Source organism: Mesorhizobium sp. B2-3-4, from assembly GCF_006442315.1.
Taxonomy (GTDB): Bacteria; Pseudomonadota; Alphaproteobacteria; order Rhizobiales; family Rhizobiaceae; genus Mesorhizobium.
Map to the genome: position 1 here is coordinate 1 of NZ_VFVY01000045.1, position 1840 is coordinate 1840.

At 65.5% G+C, this 1840-nt stretch carries 2 protein-coding genes; both read left to right on the forward strand.

Annotation, left to right across the window (positions count from 1 at the left end; genetic code table 11):
* A partial coding sequence (locus tag FJ967_RS33235; RefSeq protein WP_140736531.1) for an ATP-binding cassette domain-containing protein occupies positions 1-1194 on the forward strand: 1194 nt, incomplete at its 5' end.
* Positions 1194-1840 (forward strand): ABC transporter ATP-binding protein (locus FJ967_RS33240; protein ID WP_140736532.1); only part of this gene is annotated, 647 nt, incomplete at its 3' end. The genes FJ967_RS33235 and FJ967_RS33240, both read left to right, overlap by 1 nt.

Consider the following 1840-nt stretch of genomic DNA (forward strand, 5'->3'; position numbering starts at 1 on the left):
GAGCGCTTGCCCAATCACGAGATCCCGGCGCGCGCCAAGGTGGCGCGCACCTTCCAGAACATCCGGCTGTTCTCGGGCATGACGCTGCTGGAGAACCTGCTGGTGGCCCAGCACAACAAGCTGATGAAGGCCTCGGGCTACACCATCCTTGGCCTGTTCGGCTTCTCGAGCTACCGCAAGGCCTCGGCGGAATCGATCGAGCTTGCCAAGTACTGGCTGGAGAAGGCCGACCTCATCGACCGCGCCGACGATCCGGCGGGCGACCTGCCCTATGGCGCGCAACGGCGCCTGGAAATCGCACGCGCCATGTGCACCGGCCCCGAACTCCTGTGCCTGGACGAACCGGCCGCCGGCCTCAACCCGAAGGAATCGCTGGCGCTCAACACGCTCTTGATGGACATCAAGAATGAAAGCGGCACCTCGATCCTTTTGATCGAGCACGACATGTCGGTGGTGATGCAGATCTCCGACCACGTCGTGGTGCTGGAATATGGCCGCAAGATCTCCGACGGCAGCCCGCAATCCGTGCGCACCGATCCGCGCGTCATCGCAGCCTATCTCGGCGTCGACGACGAGGAGGTCGAGACCGTGCTCACCGAAGTCGGTGACGAGGACGTCATCGAGCAACTCGATACGGGTCCCGACGCCGCCCATGGCCCCGGAACCTCATCCTCGTTTCTCGCCGGGCCGGTGACCGACACGGTCGGGCACAGCGAAGGCGAGCGCGTCACGGTGTCGAAGGGCGCCTCGAAGGCGGCGCAGGTCGATGCCCGCGCGGCCTCGATCGCCAGCATGCCGGCCGCGACGCCGCCGGCCAGGCCGCAGCCGAAATCGAGCGCCAGGAAAGCGCCCGCGAGCAAGCCCGCAGCAAAAGCTCCGGCGGCAAATACGCCGGCGAAGGCGCGCGCAGCGAAAGCCAAGGGCATTTCCAACCGCCTCGATGCACCGCGCGGCGGCAAGGCCGACAGCCTGATCCGCATCAAGGGTATCGGTCCGGTCAACGAGAAGAAGCTGAACGACCACGGCATCTTCCATTTCGACCAGGTCGCAGCCTGGAAGAAGGCCGACATCGAAGCGGCTGAAGCCTATCTCGCCTTCGACGGGCGCATCGCGCGCGAAGACTGGATCGGCCAGGCGAAGGCGTTTGCGAAAGAGGTGGCGGCCAAGCCCGCAACGCGTGGAGGGCGTAAATAATGGCCGCGACAACGCTGCTCGATATCAAGGGCGTGCAGACCTATTACGGCAACATCCGTGCGCTGAACGGCGTCGATGTCACCGTCAACGAGGGCGAGATCGTCGCCCTGATCGGCGCCAATGGCGCCGGCAAATCGACGCTGATGATGACCATCTTCGGCGCGCCGCGCGCGCGGGCCGGCACCATCACCTTCGCCGGCACCGACATCACGCAGATGCCCACCCACGAGATCGCGCGCCTGCGCATTGCGCAGTCGCCGGAAGGACGCCGCATCTTCCCGCGCATGACGGTGATGGAAAACCTGCAGATGGGCGCCAGCCTCGACAACCTCAAACATTATGACGAGGACGTCGAGAAGGTGTTCACGCTGTTCCCGCGCCTGAAGGAGCGCATCGCCCAGCGCGGCGGCACGCTGTCGGGCGGCGAGCAGCAGATGCTGTCGATCGGGCGCGCGCTGATGGCGCGGCCGAAGCTGCTCTTGCTCGACGAGCCGTCGCTCGGCCTGGCGCCGCTGATCGTCAAGCAGATCTTCGACGCCATCCGCGAGCTCAACAAGACGCAGGGGCTCACCGTGTTCCTGGTCGAGCAGAACGCCTTCGGCGCGCTCAAACTCGCCGATCGCGGCTATGTCATGGTCAACGGCAA